A 16,183-nucleotide genomic window follows, 5' to 3' on the forward strand; every position below is an offset into this window, starting at 1 on the left:
GGCCGTCACTCCATCATCTTTTCAATTGGCAGCACCAGAATAGAGCTGGCGCCGAGCGCTTTCAGTTTTTCCATCGTTTCCCAGAACAGGGTTTCGCTGCTGACCATGTGCATGGCGACGCGCTGCTGATCGCCCGCCAGCGGCAGAATGGTCGGACGCTCTGCGCCCGGCAGCAGGGCGATGACTTCATCCAGACGCTCGCTTGGCGCATGCATCATGATGTATTTGGATTCACGCGCCTGAATAACGCCCTGAATACGGGTCAGCAGTTTGTCGATAAGCTGTTGTTTGGCTTCGGCCATTTCGCCGTCACGCTGGATCAGGCAGGCTTTGGAGCGGTAAATCACCTCGACTTCACGCAGACCGTTGGCTTCCAGCGTCGCCCCGGTAGACACCAAATCGCAGATGGCATCGGCCAGACCCGCACGCGGAGCGACTTCAACAGAACCGTTTAACAGACAGGATTTAAACGACACGCCTTTCTGATCCAGATAACGCTTAAGCAGGTGCGGGTAAGAGGTGGCGATACGCTTGCCGTCAAGGGAAGCCGGGCCGTCCCAGGCTTCATCGACGGCGGTGGCCAGCGAGAGGCGGCAGCCGCCGAAGTCGAGACGGCGCAGGGTGTAGTAGCGCGGATCTTCGCCCTGCGCGCGGCGGCTCAACAGTTCTTCTTCCAGAACGTTTTCCCCGATGATCCCCAGATCGACAACGCCATCCATGACCAGACCGGGAATATCGTCATCACGCACGCGCAGAATATCAATCGGCATGTTCTCCGCCATCGCAATCAGACGCTGGGTGTGCAGGTTGATTTTAATACCGCAGCGGGCCAGTAATTCGCGTGAATCATCGCTTAAACGGCCTGATTTCTGAATAGCTATGCGTAAACGGGTGTTATCTAACATTCTTTTTTCCTCTTTATCCTGTCTGAACCGGTCTGAATCGCGCACAAAAAAAAGCCCCCGGAAGAATGATCTTCCGGGGGCTTTCTCATGCGTTCATGCACCACTGGAAGATCTGAATGTCTTCCAGCACACATCGCCTGAAAGACTAGTCAGGATGATGGTGATGATGGTGGTGTTTAAATTGAACGCGTGTCATAAAATTCTCGATGAATGCTTATTCATTTGATGCCTTTTAACCTAAACCACTTTAGCGCCGGAAAGCAAGGGCTTTTTTTCATCATTAATTCATTTCATATTGAAGGTATGAATTGTCAGTCCCGGCGGGCTGGCGTAGCCTTAGATAAGATGGCGTTAAAGTCAGGAGAGAACGCATGAAAAAGGTCGCAATTGTCGGTTTAGGATGGTTAGGAATGCCGCTGGCGATGTCGCTGACGGCAAGAGGCTGGCAGGTTACTGGCACGAAAACCACGCAGGATGGCGTGGAAGCGGCCCGCATGAGCGGCATTGAGAGCTATCCGCTGCGCCTGGAACCTGAGCTGGTTTGCGAAACGGACGATCTTGATGCGCTGATGGATGTGGATGCTCTGGTCATTACGCTGCCCGCTCGCCGTAGCGGGCCGGGGGAAGATTTTTACCGCCAGGCAATACAGGAGGTGGTCGACAGCGCGCTGGCGTATCACGTTCCGCGTATCATTTTTACCAGTTCCACGTCAGTGTACGGCGATGTGCACGGCATTGTGAAAGAGACTACGCCGCGTAATCCCGTCACGGCGAGTGGGCGCATCCTGAAGGAACTCGAAGACTGGCTGCACAATCTGCCTGGCACCTCCGTCGATATTCTGCGTCTGTCCGGGCTGGTAGGGCCAGGACGGCATCCGGGGCGTTTCTTTGCCGGTAAAACCGCGCCTGACGGCCAGCAAGGTGTGAATCTGGTCCACCTGGAAGATGTGATTGCCGCTATTACTCTGCTGTTACAGGCACCTAAAGGGGGACACATCTATAATATATGTGCGCCTTCGCATCCGGCGCGTAATGTGTTTTATCCGCAGATGGCGCGTTTGCTGGGTATGGAACCGCCGCATTTTCTGGAAAGCCAGAGTAACGATAAAGGCAAGATTATTGATGGCAGCCGGATTTGTAATGAACTCGGGTTTGAATACCAGTATCCCGACCCGCTGGTGATGCCGATGGAGTGACGCGCCAGCAGACTACCGCCATACACCGCAAGGGGGCGAGTATGAAACCACTGCTGGACGTTCTGATGATTCTCGATGCGTTAGAGAAAGAGGGGAGCTTTGCGGCGGCGTCGGCAAAATTGTTTAAGACGCCGTCAGCGCTCAGCTATACCGTCCATAAGCTGGAAAGCGATCTGAATATCCAACTGTTGGATCGCAGCGGGCATCGGGCTAAATTTACCCGCACCGGCCAGATGCTGCTGGAAAAAGGCCGGGAAGTTCTGCATACCGTGCGCGAACTGGAAAAGCAGGCCATCAAACTTCACGAAGGCTGGGAGAACGAACTGGTCATCGGCGTGGACGATACGTTTCCTTTTTCTCTCCTTACTCCCCTCATTGAATCCTTCTACCAACATCACAGCGTAACGCGCCTGAAATTCATAAACGGCGTGCTGGGCGGTTCCTGGGAGGCGCTGACGCAGGGGCGGGCGGATATCATCGTTGGCGCGATGCACGATCCGCCCTACGCCAGTGGTTTCGGTTTTGCGCGTCTGGGAGAGCTTGAGCAGGTTTTTGCGATTGCCCCGCATCATCCACTGGTGCCGGAAGAAGAGCCGTTGAGTCGGCGCACAATAAAACGGTTCCGCGCGATTGTGGTCGGCGATGAGACGCATCCGGCGTGTTCGGCAAGCGCGCAATTGCTTGATGATCAGGAAGCTATAACGGTTTTTGATTTTAAAACCAAACTGGAACTGCAAATCAGCGGCCTGGGATGTGGGTATTTACCGCGCTATCTGGCGCAACGCTTTCTGGACAGCGGTGCGCTTATTGAGAAGAACGTGGCGGCGCAGATCGTGTCGGAGCCGGTGTGGATGGGCTGGAACGAACAGACGGCCGGACTGGCCAGCGCGTGGTGGCGAGATAAAATTTTAGCAAATAGTGCTATTGCTGGCGTCTATACAATGGGGGATGCTGGAAAATCAAACAGTTAATAAAAAATATTTTTTGACGGGGCTCTCATTCTATTGTCATTTCGCCTTAATTTAGTGCACAATGCGCCGCTTGCAAAAAATGACATTAACCGACGTTTTAATACGCGTCGGTTATTTTTTTGCATCAAACCAATCATTCAATAAAAGAGGCCGGGCTTCGTACCGGATAGATACTTACTAAAAACCGACAGTTGTTGTCGCTGAGGAATCCAGAAAATGGGGCAATTTTTTGCTTACGCGACGGCATTCGCCGTAAAGGGGAATGACCATGTCGCATAACGTTACTCCAAACACCTCTCGCGTGGAATTGCGTAAGACGCTTACGTTGATTCCGGTTGTAATGATGGGTCTTGCCTATATGCAGCCGATGACGCTGTTCGATACATTTGGTATCGTCTCAGGCCTCACTGACGGTCACGTTGCGACGGCGTATGCCTTTGCGCTGATCGCGATTCTTTTTACTGCGTTGAGCTACGGTAAACTGGTGCGTCGTTTCCCGTCCGCTGGCTCCGCGTACACTTACGCCCAGAAATCCATCAGCCCGACCGTAGGCTTTATGGTGGGCTGGTCATCGCTGCTGGACTACCTGTTCATGCCGATGATCAACATTCTGCTGGCGAAAATTTATTTTGAAGCGCTGGTGCCGACAGTGCCGTCGTGGATCTTTGTGGTGGCGCTGGTGGCCTTTATGACCATCTCTAACCTGCGCAGCATCAAGACCGTCGCTAACTTCAACACCCTGATTGTTATTCTGCAAATGGGGATTGTAGCGGTGATTGTCGGGCTGATTATCTACGGCGTGTCTCACGGCGAAGGTGCGGGTACGCTGGTAAGCTCCCGTCCATTCTGGTCTGAAGGCGCGCACGTTGTGCCGATGATTACCGGTGCGACAATCCTGTGCTTCTCGTTCCTCGGCTTTGACGGTATCTCTTCTCTGTCTGAAGAGACTAAAGACGCGGAGCGCGTTATTCCGCGCGCGATTTTCCTGACGGCGCTGATTGGCGGCCTGATCTTTATCGCGGCGTCTTACTTCCTGCAACTGTACTTCCCGGATATTTCGCGCTTTAAAGACCCGGATGCATCACAGCCTGAAATCATGCTGTACGTTGCGGGTAAAACCTTCCAGTGGGGCGTGCTGATTTTCTCCAGCGTGACCGTACTGGCATCCGGTATGGCGGCACACGCGGGCGTTTCCCGTCTGATGTACGTCATGGGTCGTGACGGCGTGTTCCCGACGCGTTTCTTCGGCTACGTTCATCCGAAATGGCGTACTCCGGCGTGGAACGTGCTGCTGGTTGGCGCGATCGCACTGCTGGCGATTAATTTCGATCTGGTTACGGCGACGGCGCTGATCAACTTCGGTGCGCTGGTGGCGTTTACCTTCGTGAACCTCTCCGTGATTTCCCAGTTCTGGATCCGTGAGAAGCGCAACAAAACGCTGAAAGACCACTTCAACTATCTGATTCTGCCGGTGTGCGGCGCGCTGACTGTTGGCGCACTGTGGATCAACCTGGAAGAAAGCTCAATGACTCTGGGTCTGATCTGGGCAGGTATTGGCCTGGTGTATCTGGCTTGCGTGACCAAAAGCTTCCGCAATCCGGTACCGCAGTACGAAGATATCGCACAGTAATGAAATGACCTTTCACAGGTAAAAAACCGGAGACATGTTCTCCGGTTTTTTTATGCAAAAATCTGTAGGCCGGATAAGGTCATCGGCCGTCCTTCGGCACAACGCCAACGCCTGATGGCGCTTCGCTTATCAGGCCTACACTCCTCACTGTTTGTAGGCCGGATAAGGCGTTTACGCCACCATCCGGCAAAAGCGACGCGTGGCTCCTCAGACAATCTCTTCTGCGTACTGCCAGAGTGATTTCAGCAATGCCAGTTTCTCTTTGTCGTCAGCATATTGCTGATACAGCATCTGTAACTCTTCCGCATACCGTTGCAAAAACTCTGGCGTAAACACCTGACGACGATGCTCCAGCCAGCGTTGCTGTTCGGTTTCATCCAGCGTCCCAGGGAAGTTACGGGCGCGATAGTTGAACAGCAGTTTTTCAATCCGCTTATCGACAAACGTAATATCCAGCGCGGGCAAATTGCGCGGTTCGGTTTCCAGCACGATTTTCATGGCGGCACGATCGGCGTCGCTGAAAAAGCCATTGTATAGCTGCGCATCGACGTTTTCAGACGGCGTAAACGGCTCGGCCTCAGCGAAGATTGCCACAACTTTATCGCGTACCTGCGGATTATCGCGCAGCACTTTCAGGTTATCGAGGCAGTGCTGACGGTTAATCCCCAGGCGATCGGCATCCTCCGGGCGGAGCGTATTAGCCTGAGCCAGCACCGGGCATTTATTGATGTGTACCAGTTTTACCGGAACTGCGGCGTTATCGCCGAGATCGGCTTTAGCGGTATATAACCGCTCGCGCAGGGTATCGCTGTCCAGCTCCAGCAATGGCGACATATCGCCCGCCAGATCCACCATAATGACCGCGTTGCGGTTTTCTGGATGCCAGGCCAGCGGCGCAACCCAACTGGTGTTGCCGCGCCAGGCGCCAAACATACCGGAGATATGTACTAGCGGTTTCATTTGCGGCACATCGATCAACGCCGCCAGTTTATGTTTGTTGCGATGCGTGTAAAGGTAGTCAAACAGACGCGGCTGGCGCGACTTCACCAGTTGCGCCATAGCGATGGTGGCGTACACGTCTGCCATTGCATCGTGCGCGTTGGCATGTTCGATCCCGTTGGCTTTGGTCAAGTGCTCAAGGCGGAAGCTGGGCAATCCGTCGTCATTTTCCGGCCAGTTTATGCCTTCCGGGCGCAGGGCATAGCAGGCGCGCATCACATCCAGCAAATCCCAGCGCGAGTTGTCGTGCTGCCAGCTCCAGGCATAGGGATCGTAGAAGTTGCGATACAAAATGTTACGCGTGACTTCATCATCAAAACGGACATTGTTGTAGCCGACGACACAGGTCTTTGGCACGGTGAACAGCGAATGAATACGTCTGGCAAAGGAGGCTTCGTTCTCTCCTTTGTCGCGCGCTTCCTGCGGCGTAATCCCGGTGATGAGCACAGCGCCTGGTTGAGGCAGGTAATCATCGGCGGGCTTGCAGTAAAAGACTTCAGGTTCGCCAATAATATTAAAGTCGCTATCCGTGCGGATGGCGGCAAACTGTGCGGGTCTGTCCAGCGCCGGGTGAGTCCCGAAGGTTTCGTAGTCATGGAACAGGAAGGTAGGGTGCTGCTTGCCGTCATTCATTGTTCAGTTCTATCCGTTACTGTGTGTTTGCGCGGTTCTGCGCAGCAGGGTATCAAATCCTGGCGGTGTTATCAGCTTCTGAGTCGTTATTGGGAGCGTTAAGGTTACACTGTCCGGCACTGCATAGAAAAACGTGCGTTATGTCACATTTTCTTGCAATTTATCCCTGTTTGTTTATCAGAACTTCCGTAAAAAGAACGGCAAATTATGACTTTCCTGAGGAAATAGTGTTGAAACGCCGTTTGTTTATTGCCGCTTCACTTCTCGCGATGAATCTTTCTTCCGCTCTGGCTGCCGATGTGCCAGATTTTTCTCCCCAGCCTCCGGCCATTCAGGCAGGGTCATGGGTACTTATGGATTACACCACGGGTCAAATTCTGACCGCAGGTAATGAACATCAGCGGCGTAACCCGGCCAGCCTGACCAAGCTGATGACCGGCTATGTTGTCGATCGCGCTATCGACAGCCATCGTATTAGCCCGGACGATATCGTAACCGTTGGACGTGATGCCTGGGCCAAAGACAACCCGGTGTTTGTGGGATCTTCATTAATGTTTCTGAAACAAGGGGAGCGCGTTTCGGTTCGGGATCTCAGCCGGGGGCTGATTGTTGACTCTGGAAACGATGCCTGCGTTGCGCTGGCGGATTACATTGCCGGAGGGCAACCGCAGTTCGTCGCCATGATGAATCACTACGTTGAAACCCTGAAGTTGCAGGATACCCATTTTGAAACGGTACACGGACTGGATGCGCCAGGCCAGCACAGCTCAGCCTATGATCTGGCGGTATTGTCCCGCGCCATTATTCACGGTGAGCCTGAGTTTTATCATATGTACAGTGAAAAGAGCCTGACATGGAACGGTATTACCCAGCAGAACCGTAACGGACTGCTGTGGGATAAAACCATGAATATCGACGGGCTGAAAACCGGCCATACCTCCGGCGCGGGTTTTAACCTGATTGCCTCCGCCGTGGACGGGCAGCGTCGTCTTATCGCCGTTGTGATGGGCGCGGAAAGCGCGAAAGGGCGCGAAGATCAGGCACGTAAGTTGTTGCAATGGGGGCAGCAAAATTTCGATACGGTACAAATTTTACGCAGTGGCAAACAGGTTGGCACGGAACGTATCTGGTACGGCGATAAAGAAAATATTGCTCTGGGCACCGAGCAGGATTTCTGGATGGCGCTGCCGAAAACTGAAATTCCGCATATTAAGGCCCGGTATGCCCTTGATAAAAAAGAACTTGAAGCCCCTATTGCCGCACATCAGCGGGTCGGTGAAATTGAGCTATACGATCGGGATAAACTGGTGGCGCACTGGCCTCTGGTGACGCTGGAGTCTGTTGGCAAAGGCGGCGTTTTTTCCCGACTGAGCGATTACTTCCACCATAAGGCGTAACCCCCTTTTCTGACACGGCAGACTGGTAAGAGTGCGAGTCTGCTCACATACTCATCATGATTTCCTTGTGACCTTTATATGCAAAATCCTATACTGTGTTTATATACAGTATAAGATTTGCCGGAGGGGACATCGCTTCCTTATCCGGCGCTGACTTCAATGCATTATGGAACACCGTCGACCTGATACGCGCAGCGCCATCAGGTCGACGGTGTGCTATCAGTCTCAGTGAAACTATCGGAGGCAGTATGGACTACGAAATCAGGCAGGCAGAGAAGCGTAATATCGCCGGTTTTCACATGGTCGGCCCGTGGGAAAAAACGGTGAAGCAAGGTTTTGAACAACTCATGATGTGGGTTGACGGGAATCAGGTTGTTCCGCTCGAATGGATCGCGGTTTACTACGATAATCCAGATGAGGTTCCGGCGGAAAAACTCCGCTGCGATACGGTGGTGTCTGTCCCGGATAATTTCACCATTCCGAAAAATAGCGAAGGCGTCATCCTGACGGAGATCGCCGGCGGGCAGTATGCGACAGCGGTGGCGCGCGTTGAGAATCATGATTTCGCGACGCCCTGGTATCAGTTTTTCAATAGCCTGTTACAGGACAATCACTACCAGATAGCGGCTAAACCGTGTTTTGAGGTCTATCTTAACAATGGAACGGAAGACGGGTACTGGGACATTGAAATGTATGTACCCGTACAGTCGAAATAGCCCTGTGTAAATTGTACGCAGTACCCGGCGGATAGGCGTCGTGACGGGGCAGTTTACGTGCGAGTCCTGTCCGCTCTAGTGATATTTTCGCTGCAAAAGCGGGTACAATTCGTTTTTTGGTCATTTCCAGACGGAGTGCGTGAGTGCGGGCTGATAAATCGCTGAGTCCCTTTGAAATTCGTTTATATCGCCATTATCGTGTTGTACACGGCATTCGCATTGCGCTGGCGTTTATTCTCACTTTCCTGCTGGTTCGACTGTTCAACATCCCGGAAGGCACCTGGCCGCTGATTACACTGGTCGTCATTATGGGGCCGATCTCCTTTTGGGGGAACGTGGTTCCCCGTGCGTTTGAGCGCATCGGCGGCACGATTCTGGGGTCGGTATTAGGTCTTGTAGCGTTACGTCTGGAGCTTTTTTCCCTCCCGCTGATGTTGATCTGGTGCGCTGCGGCAATGTTCTTGTGCGGTTGGCTGGCGTTAGGGAAAAAGCCGTATCAGGCTCTGTTGATCGGCATCACGCTCGCCGTGGTGGTAGGCGCGCCGGCAGGCGACATGAACACGGCATTGTGGCGCGGCGGGGATGTTATTTTAGGTTCGCTGCTGGCGATGCTGTTTACCGGCATCTGGCCGCAACGCGCGTTTTTACACTGGCGCATTCAGATGGCGCATTGTGTGACGGCGTACAATCGGGTCTATCAGGCCGCGTTGTCGCCCAATTTGTTAGAGCGTCCCCGGCTGGAGAAACATTTACAGAAACTGCTGAGCGACGTCGTCAAAATGCGTGGGCTGATTACGCCAGCCAGTAAAGAAACCCGCATTCAAAAGTCGATATTCGAAGCGATTCAAACCGTGAACCGCAATCTGGTCTGTATGCTTGAGCTGCAAATTAATGCGCACTGGGCATCTCGTGCCAGCCATTTTGTGATGCTGAATGCGCATACGCTGCGCGAAACGCAGCAAATGACGCAGCAAACGTTGCTCACCATCGCCCATGCGCTGTTCGAAGGCAACCCACAACCGGTACTGGCAAACACGGAAAAACTCAATGAGATTGTCGCGGAGCTGCGCCAGTTGATAAACGAGCATCATGGCAATACCGTGGCTGAAACGCCTATTCATGGCTATGTTTGGCTAAGTATGGAGACGGCGCGGCAACTGGAGCTGCTCTCCCATTTGATCTGCCGGGCATTGCGCAAATAAAAAGCAGATGACGCTCGTGATTCGGCTGCTGCTTCGATTCAGCACCGATTAAGGGTATGATACTGAAAAAGGATAAAACCATTGTCATCTGCAACGGCTAAAAGTAATGTTTACCCTAACGTATAGCGGTTGCTTAAACGAATCCGAATCTCACATTATCAGGGGTGTAAAAATGGAAACCAACAAGCCTTCTTTCCAGGACGTACTGGAATTTGTTCGTCTGTTCCGCCGTAAGAACAAACTGCAACGTGAAATCCAGGACGTTGAGAAAAAGATCCGTGACAACCAGAAGCGTGTTCTGCTGCTGGACAACCTGAGCGATTACATCAAGCCAGGTATGAGCGTTGAAGCGATCCAGGGCATCATCGCCAGCATGAAGAGCGACTATGAGGACCGCGTTGATGATTACATCATCAAAAACGCAGAAATTTCTAAAGAACGCCGCGACATTTCTAAAAAGCTGAAAGCGATGGGCGAAATGAAAAACGGCGACGCAAAAGCAGAGTAACAGCCTGTGGCAGTGGGGAACGCCGCGTGTTCCTCACTGCAATTCAACCCCGCCAGTGACCATCTTCAGCAAATGCTGATCGGGCCAGTGTTCCGTCAGTTTTCGTTGTGCGAGTTCCCACTTAATATGGTCAACGTCATGGCGCTGCCTGTCCAGCATCAGCCCGACAACGCTTCCGCTGTGCGCCACATTCAGACCGTATAAATCACATGTTTCCACCAGCGCCAGCAGGGCATCAAAGCCTGGCTTTGGTAACAGTTGTTGGCTGGCGATAGCGCTGAGCGTGGCGGCTTCCCCCATCCGACGAGGGTTTTGCGTTATGCAGGCTTCCTGCACTCTCTCCCATGCCTGCTGCAACATCGCTGCCCCCGCATGCAGACGTTCCAGTCGGGGGATGCGGTGATAATCTGCCGTGCGCAACGTTATTGGGCTTTCGAGGACTAAAAGATCAAGCTGTGGCTGCGCTTCACAAGCCATTTGCGTAGAGGCGTCATTGTGATCGAAAAGCGTCAGTTGACGGAAAATGGTGCTGTCGGTGGGTTCAAGCGAAACACACAGATGTGCAAGCGTGGGTTCATCTAGCGTATGCCCCAGATGGTGTGCGGTTGCGACTGCCGTTGCCGCGATATCTGCGGTACTGCTGGCCATCCCTTTGGCGACGGGAATGGTGGAATGCACTGCGATCCGAATCTCCTGGCTCCACTGCGCAGGGTAGCGCCAGTATTCCAGTAGCCGATTGACCATTGCGCGTGAAAGGGGGCGTTCATCCGCAAGGGGAGCGCCCGAGCTTACTTCCACGGTGCTGTACCATTCGACAGGGCAGGAGACCAGTTTCTCACTGCCCAGAATCCAGCCCTGGATAAGTTCTCCGCATGACGCGGGACATTGCGCAACAGCCACGTTTTCACCTTTCTGGTCAGCAATCCTCGGCGCATAGTGTCACGGCGATTGCGCTATTACCATGATTTTCCGCAAGTTGCAGTCGGGCAAAATCAGGCGGAAACGTCAAATGTGACCTTGTCACTTAACGCAATCCGCATCACATCTTGCGCGATCATAAGCTCTTCATTGGTATTAATGACCGCCACTTTCACCACTGCGTTTTCTGCCTGAATAAACGTAGCATTGCGCAGGTTTTTTCCCTCATCAATACTCAGCCCCAGGAAATGCAGATTATGGCAGACTGCCGCTCTGGCACGGGCGGAGTTTTCGCCGATTCCACCGGTAAAAATGAGCGCATCCAGACCGCCCATTTGCATGATATAACTGCCGATTGTCGCGCGAATGCGCTCAGCGAATAGCGTAAGCGCAAGCGCCGCCCGGCGATTTCCGCCATCGGCGGCCTGCTCAACGTCGCGGTAATCATGCGAAACGCCGGAAATGCCCAGCAGCCCCGACTCATTGTTTAATAAATAATTAAGCTGCTGGGGCGTCTTCCCTTCACGTTCTGCAATCCAGGGCAGAATGGAGGGATCGATGTCTCCGCTACGGGTTCCCATCATCACGCCTGATTGCGGCGTAAATCCCATTGATGTATTGACGGATTGCCCCCCTTTGATAGCGCAAATGCTGCTGCCATTACCCAGATGGCAGCAAATAACGCGTAAGGCGCTGAGCGGGACGCCCAGTCTTTCAGCTAATGCCGTGCTGACATATTTATGGCTGGTACCGTGAAAACCATAGCGGCGAATACCCAGCTCGGCGTAATAACGCCAGGGCAGAGGGTAAATATAGGCCGACTCGTCCAGCGTCTGATGAAAGGCGGTATCGAATACGGCTACAGAAGGCGTTGAGGGTAACAACTGGCGAAAAATATGAATACCGAGCGCGTTAACCGGGTTATGCAACGGGGCCAGTTCGGCAAGACGCTCAATTTGAGCGAGCGTTTCATCGGTCACGCGCGCCGAATCCTTAAAGAACTCTCCGCCGTGCGCCACGCGATGACCCACGCCGTCAATATCCTGTAAGGTATTAATGATGTGATGACTGAGGAGCTTATCCAGCAGCAGGGTAACGGCTTCGCGGTGATCGGCGATGGGGGCCGTTTCCTGCCATTTTTGCGCGGATGTTTTCATTGTGACTCTGGCGTTCGCCATTCCGATACGTTCGATTAATCCCTGGCAGATCATTTCGCCCTGCGGCATTGCCAGCAACTGGAATTTTAGCGATGAGCTACCGGCGTTAATCGCCATTATTTTGTGAGACATAAGGGTTCCTTAGCACTCAGAAAAACAAACATTTCATCAATCCCGGATTTCATCAGCGCGCTGGTGACAAAAATTTTCTGCGCACCGGCTTGAATCAGCCAGTTCTCCACGCATGAGATACGTGACGAATCCGCCAAATCAGATTTGGTGACGATCCCGATAACGGGTCTGTTCATTGGGCCGGTAAAACCGGGGGAGAAGGGCGACCACGGCGCATCGGCATTAAGAACCAGCGCGATAATGTCGGCTTCACAGGCGCTTGCCAGCAGCGCGCTATACAGACAGCGGTTCTCCAGATATTCGCCTGGCGTATCGATCGTGCCGGGCGACCAGACAATAGCCTGTGTTTTCTGGTAATGAAGCGCTTCGCCGTTCAGACTCTGTGTAAGAGAGGTTTTCCCGCACTGGCTGGGGCCGATTAACATAATGCGTTTCATGGCGTTATGTCCGGGTAATTGGGCAGGCGGTAAAACACATCATTTCTCCCAATGTTCTGGTCACCTGATTTAACGCATACTCGACGGCTGATACATCGCCGGTCAGCACGACGGCCCCGGTGAAACGGTCAAGAAAACCAATCTCGACCGCGCCGGATTTGGTGGCGATATCGCAGGCAATAATCGAGGCTTCGCTGGGCGTAATGGTCAGGATCCCAATAGCGGACACCGCATCCGGCAGACCCAGTTTTTTAAAGAGATCTTTGCCTGGGTTAGCAATCAGATGCGCCAGCGTCACCTGTTTCCCGGGAACATACTCCTGAATCATGCGTTCCGTTGTCGGTTGCTTTTCCATCATCCCTCCACGATCTGTCGCCACATGGCTTCATGCGGACGGGGGATCACGGCGCGGTAAACCAGCAGTCCTTTTTCGCCTGCGCTTTCACTGGCTACCGTAACGGCGTTGTTGACATCGGAGACATCGCCTGCCACCACCATGTAACATTTTCCGCCAATACCGAACGCCATATGGACACGCACCAGCGTCACGTTGGAGGCTTTAACGGCGCGATCGGCGGCACTGATACAGGCTGCTACGCTCCAGGTTTCCACGATCCCTACGGCCTGACGTTGATCAACGCTGTTCAATCCGCTGACCGCAGGCAGCACGCTGGCATGAATATTCGGTAGCACCAGACTATCCACGAGCATGTCTGCGGCCAGCGATGTACCCGTTTCGATGGCCTGCTGTACCGCACCGACATCGCCGCCCAGCATCAGTAAAAATTTACCCGGACAGATTGTTTTACTGACCAGTAAATTGACGCTGGCGCTTTTCAGCATGGCATCGCCTGCTTCCATTCCTTTAGCGATGCTGGTGAGTTCTAAAATACCTATAGCCTGAGACATGGTTAACCTCTTACAACCGTGATGGCGTGTTCAGTAATGTCGCTGACAATGCCGTCAATACTGGCGTGAACGGGAGCGCCTAACGCGCCAGATGGCATATCGGCGACACACTGTCCACGGACAACGCGTTCACCTTTTTGCACGCAGGGAACGGCGCTGGCGCCAATATGCTGACGCAAGAGCAGCGTCGTTTTGTCTGTTGAAGGGGCGACGTCCGTTAGCGGCGCGTCGTGATACCAGTCGCTGAGCCCCAGTTTGGTAATTAATCGTTTAATCGGCACCAGCCGATATTTCGCCATTTCATCGGCGGGATTCAGCGGGCCTTCGTAACGGAGGTTTTGCGCCCGTAGCTCACGTTTCAGCATGCGGTTAATGCGCATGGGGGAGATCCCCACCGGGCATGCCACGCTTTCGCAAACATTGCATTCTGAACACGTCAGCGCGCTAAGCAGGAGTTGCGGTGTCGCGGCCTGTTGATAGTTCACCGCGCGTACCAGCAAATGGGGAGATAACTCATGGCCGATCAAATGCCTGGGGCATAAATCAGTACATAACCGGCATTGCTCGCAAACGGTTTTTGCAACAGACAAAACGGTGCGTTCATCCTGCATTCGCCGCTGAATCAAGGGATGGTTTTTTGGTAACACCAGCAGGCCGCCGGTGGTCTTTGTCACCGGTGAATCCAGCGATGTCACCAGGCTTCCCATCATGGGGCCGCCGTTAATCAATCCGGGGTCATCAACGGTGGCGCCGCCTGCAAGCGCTAAAACGTCGCGTAAAGACATACCGACAGGGACGGTGACGGTCAGCGGCCTTGCAACCGCGCCGTTAACGGTAAGAGTGCGGCGCGTTACGGGATACTGTTGTTCTACCGCACGGGCGATATTCAGTACGGTCTGAACATTATTGACCACCACGCCGACGCTCACCGGTAACGCCGCAGGCGGAACGCGTCGGCCTGTCGCCATCCAGATGGTCAGCACTTCGTCCCCGGCCGGGTAGACATCCGGTAAAATATGCAGCCTGATACTGGAAGGTAGCAGGGGGGTTAATGCCTCAATCGCATCGTGGTATTTTTCTTTTAACGCAATAATCCCCTCGCGTGCGCCGGTTGCCTTCATGGCGTACTGCACGCCGCGAATCAGACGCGCGGGCTGCTGCGCCATTAATTGCTGATCAACCTTGAGCATCGGTTCACATTCAGCAGCATTAACCAAAAAGATCTCAACCTGCGCCTGTAGTTTGACATGGGCGGGGAAACCCGCACCCCCGGCGCCAACCACGCCCGCAGCACGTACTCGATCGCGTATGGTTTGCGCATCATAGCTATCCTGTTCAATGGCGCTGACGGTATTCATGACAACGCCTCAAGAAGTTCCCGGATCGCGCTGGCATCGGCGGTACGCGGGTTGGTTCTTAACGTCACATCAGCCAGCGCCGCCTGAACCATGACCGGGATTCGTTGTGAATACGCCTGTCGTCCCTCTTTAAGCGCCTGGGCGAATGAAGGAATTGCACACTGCGTTTTGAGCTGCTCAATCTGATGAATCAGCGCATTGAGGCATGACGTCTCGTTTGCGCTGGCGGGGCAGAGTTGACAGGCTTTAGCGAGTCTTGCGTATCGTTTTGCCGCCCGGGGATCGTGGGCGTTAAAGCGGATGACCGATGTCAGCAGCAGCGCATTGGCAAGCCCGTGCGGCAGATGAAACTGGCCGCCTAACTGATGGGCAATAGCATGGTTCAGCCCCAGTCCAGCTTGGCTAAACGCCATTCCCGCCAGCGTTGAGGCGTTGTGCATCTTCCCACGGGTAGCCAGACAATCCCCTTTCCTGACCGCAACGGGCAGATACTGAAAGACGATTTGCGCGGCTTTTTCCGCCAGCGCGTCAGTGAAGTCGCTGGCATGCGGAGACACATACGCTTCAAGCGCATGCGTCAGGACGTCCATCCCCGTGTTGGCGGTAATATTTGCCGGAACGGTGACAACCAGCGTCGGGTCGAGAATAGCCATATCTGGATACAACGCTTTATTAAATAACGGATATTTAATGCCCTTTTCTGGATCGCTAATGACGCATGCGCTGGTGACTTCGGAACCGGTGCCACTGGTGGTGGGAATTGCAACACAGGTTTCAATTTCGATGCCGAACTGACGGCTGAACCAGACGATGGCTTTTGCCGCGTCGAGCGCCGATCCCCCGCCAAAGCCGATGACTACATCCGGTCGCAGGGCATGCATCTGCGCAATACCTTGCACTACCGTACCGATGGTAGGGTCCGGGGTGATGTCGCTGAATATGCTGATGCGATTATCCGTTGGAAGGGCGTCGCGCAGCGTATTGATCAGCGGTGATTGCGCCAGAAATCCATCACAGATAATCCAGATATGACGGTTTGTAAAACGCGTCAGCACATCCAGACTTCCTCTGCCACTGTACAATCGGGTTGGTAGTGAAAACGTATTCATAACGAC

At 53.6% G+C, this 16,183-nt stretch carries 17 protein-coding genes, 2 pseudogenes and 1 other annotated feature; of the genes and pseudogenes, 9 read left to right on the forward strand and 10 right to left on the reverse strand.

The features are described from left to right. Positions 1 to 5 precede the first annotated feature (5 nt). Together hisG and hisL are read right to left on the reverse strand one after the other, a co-directional pair. Positions 6 to 905: an ATP phosphoribosyltransferase gene (gene hisG / locus OGX81_RS18015; protein WP_058669367.1), complete on the reverse strand. Its 900-nt coding sequence runs from the start codon at positions 903 to 905 to the stop codon at positions 6 to 8. 45 nt (positions 906 to 950) lie between these two features. Next, positions 951 to 1,075 (reverse strand) — a sequence feature (His leader region). Continuing rightward, entirely contained in the window at positions 1,051 to 1,101 is a 51-nt protein-coding gene (gene hisL / locus OGX81_RS18020) for a his operon leader peptide (protein ID WP_001364200.1), read from the reverse strand. Its footprint overlaps the feature before it by 25 nt. Positions 1,102 to 1,276: 175 nt before the next feature. Between hisL and OGX81_RS18025 the strand changes: the two genes are divergently transcribed. From OGX81_RS18025 to OGX81_RS22155, 5 genes and pseudogenes are all read left to right on the forward strand, one after another. Then, positions 1,277 to 2,101 carry an SDR family oxidoreductase gene (locus tag OGX81_RS18025; protein WP_049009132.1) on the forward strand — a complete coding sequence of 275 codons (825 nt, stop codon included), beginning with the start codon at positions 1,277 to 1,279 and terminating at the stop codon, positions 2,099 to 2,101. Positions 2,102 to 2,142: 41 nt separating this feature from the next. After that, positions 2,143 to 3,127, forward strand: a pseudogene (locus tag OGX81_RS18030) (LysR family transcriptional regulator). Between the two features lie 161 nt (positions 3,128 to 3,288). Beyond that, positions 3,289 to 3,351 carry a membrane protein YoeI gene (gene yoeI / locus OGX81_RS18035; RefSeq protein ID WP_099433339.1) on the forward strand — a complete coding sequence of 21 codons (63 nt, stop codon included), beginning with the start codon at positions 3,289 to 3,291 and terminating at the stop codon, positions 3,349 to 3,351. Continuing rightward, the gene (locus OGX81_RS18040) at positions 3,341 to 4,702 is read left to right on the forward strand and encodes an APC family permease (RefSeq protein WP_181397032.1); all 1,362 of its coding nucleotides are present in this window, start codon (positions 3,341 to 3,343) and stop codon (positions 4,700 to 4,702) included. Before yoeI ends, OGX81_RS18040 begins: the two co-directional genes overlap by 11 nt. A 110-nt stretch (positions 4,703 to 4,812) precedes the next feature. Continuing rightward, a pseudogene (locus tag OGX81_RS22155) lies at positions 4,813 to 4,896 on the forward strand (hypothetical protein); the annotation flags it as partial. 13 nt (positions 4,897 to 4,909) lie between these two features. Here OGX81_RS22155 and sbcB read toward each other — a convergent pair. Further along, complete coding sequence (sbcB, locus tag OGX81_RS18045) at positions 4,910 to 6,334, reverse strand: exodeoxyribonuclease I (RefSeq protein ID WP_104868484.1); 1,425 nt, start codon at positions 6,332 to 6,334, stop codon at positions 4,910 to 4,912. A gap of 224 nt (positions 6,335 to 6,558) precedes the next feature. Between sbcB and dacD the strand changes: the two genes are divergently transcribed. The 4 genes from dacD (at position 6,559) to OGX81_RS18065 (ending at position 10,157) form a co-directional block, all read left to right on the forward strand. Further along, positions 6,559 to 7,731, forward strand: a complete 1,173-nt coding sequence (gene dacD, locus OGX81_RS18050; RefSeq protein WP_080750383.1) for a serine-type D-Ala-D-Ala carboxypeptidase DacD — start codon at positions 6,559 to 6,561, stop codon at positions 7,729 to 7,731. A 248-nt stretch (positions 7,732 to 7,979) separates the two neighbouring features. Continuing rightward, positions 7,980 to 8,447: a DNA gyrase inhibitor SbmC gene (sbmC, locus tag OGX81_RS18055; RefSeq protein WP_012131750.1), complete on the forward strand. Its 468-nt coding sequence runs from the start codon at positions 7,980 to 7,982 to the stop codon at positions 8,445 to 8,447. 143 nt (positions 8,448 to 8,590) lie between these two features. Beyond that, positions 8,591 to 9,649, forward strand: coding sequence for an FUSC family protein (locus OGX81_RS18060; RefSeq protein ID WP_012131751.1), 1,059 nt, complete (start codon positions 8,591 to 8,593; stop codon positions 9,647 to 9,649). A 172-nt stretch (positions 9,650 to 9,821) separates the two neighbouring features. Then, positions 9,822 to 10,157, forward strand: a complete 336-nt coding sequence (locus OGX81_RS18065; protein ID WP_024130204.1) for a DUF496 family protein — start codon at positions 9,822 to 9,824, stop codon at positions 10,155 to 10,157. Positions 10,158 to 10,190: 33 nt separating this feature from the next. Here the strand turns inward: OGX81_RS18065 and OGX81_RS18070 are convergent, their stop codons facing one another. The 7 genes from OGX81_RS18070 to OGX81_RS18100 form a co-directional block, all read right to left on the reverse strand. Beyond that, a complete protein-coding gene (locus OGX81_RS18070; RefSeq protein WP_049009208.1) occupies positions 10,191 to 11,057 on the reverse strand; it encodes a GHMP family kinase ATP-binding protein in 867 nt (288 codons plus the stop codon). 92 nt (positions 11,058 to 11,149) lie between these two features. Beyond that, the gene (locus tag OGX81_RS18075) at positions 11,150 to 12,364 is read right to left on the reverse strand and encodes an acetate/propionate family kinase (protein ID WP_104868486.1); all 1,215 of its coding nucleotides are present in this window, start codon (positions 12,362 to 12,364) and stop codon (positions 11,150 to 11,152) included. Continuing rightward, positions 12,349 to 12,801: a EutP/PduV family microcompartment system protein gene (gene pduV / locus OGX81_RS18080; protein ID WP_012131755.1), complete on the reverse strand. Its 453-nt coding sequence runs from the start codon at positions 12,799 to 12,801 to the stop codon at positions 12,349 to 12,351. The genes OGX81_RS18075 and pduV overlap by 16 nt, the downstream gene beginning before the upstream one ends. 4 nt (positions 12,802 to 12,805) lie before the next feature. Then, the gene (pduU, locus tag OGX81_RS18085) at positions 12,806 to 13,156 is read right to left on the reverse strand and encodes a propanediol utilization microcompartment protein PduU (protein ID WP_024130207.1); all 351 of its coding nucleotides are present in this window, start codon (positions 13,154 to 13,156) and stop codon (positions 12,806 to 12,808) included. Further along, positions 13,156 to 13,710 (reverse strand): propanediol utilization microcompartment protein PduT, encoded by a 555-nt coding sequence (pduT, locus tag OGX81_RS18090; RefSeq protein ID WP_012131757.1) that lies wholly within the window; start codon positions 13,708 to 13,710, stop codon positions 13,156 to 13,158. Before pduT ends, pduU begins: the two co-directional genes overlap by 1 nt. Positions 13,711 to 13,712: 2 nt before the next feature. Then, positions 13,713 to 15,068 carry a 4Fe-4S dicluster domain-containing protein gene (locus OGX81_RS18095; RefSeq protein ID WP_049009202.1) on the reverse strand — a complete coding sequence of 452 codons (1,356 nt, stop codon included), beginning with the start codon at positions 15,066 to 15,068 and terminating at the stop codon, positions 13,713 to 13,715. Next, positions 15,065 to 16,177 (reverse strand): 1-propanol dehydrogenase PduQ, encoded by a 1,113-nt coding sequence (locus OGX81_RS18100; RefSeq protein ID WP_012131759.1) that lies wholly within the window; start codon positions 16,175 to 16,177, stop codon positions 15,065 to 15,067. The genes OGX81_RS18095 and OGX81_RS18100 overlap by 4 nt, the downstream gene beginning before the upstream one ends. Positions 16,178 to 16,183 lie beyond the last annotated feature (6 nt).

It is taken from the genome of Citrobacter sp. CK206, from assembly GCF_030333125.1.
In the GTDB taxonomy this organism is placed as follows: domain Bacteria; phylum Pseudomonadota; class Gammaproteobacteria; order Enterobacterales; family Enterobacteriaceae; genus Citrobacter_B; species Citrobacter_B koseri.

What these genes read in the sequence shown, in the direction of transcription:
- hisG (WP_058669367.1), bottom strand. Translation starts at nt 905, where the DNA reads ATGTTAGATAACACCCGTTTACGCATAGCTATTCAGAAATCAGGCCGT.
- OGX81_RS18025 (WP_049009132.1), top strand. Translation starts at nt 1,277, where the DNA reads ATGAAAAAGGTCGCAATTGTCGGTTTAGGATGGTTAGGAATGCCGCTG.
- OGX81_RS18040 (WP_181397032.1), top strand. Translation starts at nt 3,341, where the DNA reads ATGTCGCATAACGTTACTCCAAACACCTCTCGCGTGGAATTGCGTAAG.
- sbcB (WP_104868484.1), bottom strand. Translation starts at nt 6,334, where the DNA reads ATGAATGACGGCAAGCAGCACCCTACCTTCCTGTTCCATGACTACGAA.
- sbmC (WP_012131750.1), top strand. Translation starts at nt 7,980, where the DNA reads ATGGACTACGAAATCAGGCAGGCAGAGAAGCGTAATATCGCCGGTTTT.
- OGX81_RS18065 (WP_024130204.1), top strand. Translation starts at nt 9,822, where the DNA reads ATGGAAACCAACAAGCCTTCTTTCCAGGACGTACTGGAATTTGTTCGT.
- OGX81_RS18075 (WP_104868486.1), bottom strand. Translation starts at nt 12,364, where the DNA reads ATGTCTCACAAAATAATGGCGATTAACGCCGGTAGCTCATCGCTAAAA.
- pduV (WP_012131755.1), bottom strand. Translation starts at nt 12,801, where the DNA reads ATGAAACGCATTATGTTAATCGGCCCCAGCCAGTGCGGGAAAACCTCT.
- pduU (WP_024130207.1), bottom strand. Translation starts at nt 13,156, where the DNA reads ATGGAAAAGCAACCGACAACGGAACGCATGATTCAGGAGTATGTTCCC.
- pduT (WP_012131757.1), bottom strand. Translation starts at nt 13,710, where the DNA reads ATGTCTCAGGCTATAGGTATTTTAGAACTCACCAGCATCGCTAAAGGA.
- OGX81_RS18095 (WP_049009202.1), bottom strand. Translation starts at nt 15,068, where the DNA reads ATGAATACCGTCAGCGCCATTGAACAGGATAGCTATGATGCGCAAACC.
- OGX81_RS18100 (WP_012131759.1), bottom strand. Translation starts at nt 16,177, where the DNA reads ATGAATACGTTTTCACTACCAACCCGATTGTACAGTGGCAGAGGAAGT.